The 307-nt window shown below is 65.8% G+C and carries 1 protein-coding gene; it reads left to right on the top strand.

The window, feature by feature from the left end; translation table 11 throughout:
• Positions 1 to 307 (top strand): arginine deiminase family protein (locus C167_RS31975; protein ID WP_037005768.1); only part of this gene is annotated, 307 nt, incomplete at both ends.

Genomic DNA, 307 nt, shown 5'->3' with positions numbered 1-307 from the left:
CTGGTACGGCGATCCGGACAAGGACCATGGCATGTCCACCCTCGAGGGTGGTGACGTCATGCCCATCGGCAATGGCGTCGTCCTGATCGGCATGGGCGAACGCTCCTCCCGCCAGGCCATCGGCCAGGTCGCCCAGGCGCTGTTCGCCAAGGGCGCTGCCGAGAAAGTCATCGTTGCCGGCCTGCCCAAGTCCCGCGCCGCGATGCACCTGGACACCGTCTTCACCTTCTGCGACCTCGACCTGGTCACCGTCTTCCCGGAAGTGGTGAAAGAGATCGTCGCCTTCACCCTGCGCCCGGACGAGAAG

Origin of the sequence: Pseudomonas nitroreducens TX1, from assembly GCF_000313755.1 — a bacterium.
GTDB lineage: Bacteria > Pseudomonadota > Gammaproteobacteria > Pseudomonadales > Pseudomonadaceae > Pseudomonas > Pseudomonas nitroreducens_A.
Note: the sequence above shows the minus strand (reverse complement) of the source record. Positions and strands in the feature narration are given on the sequence as shown.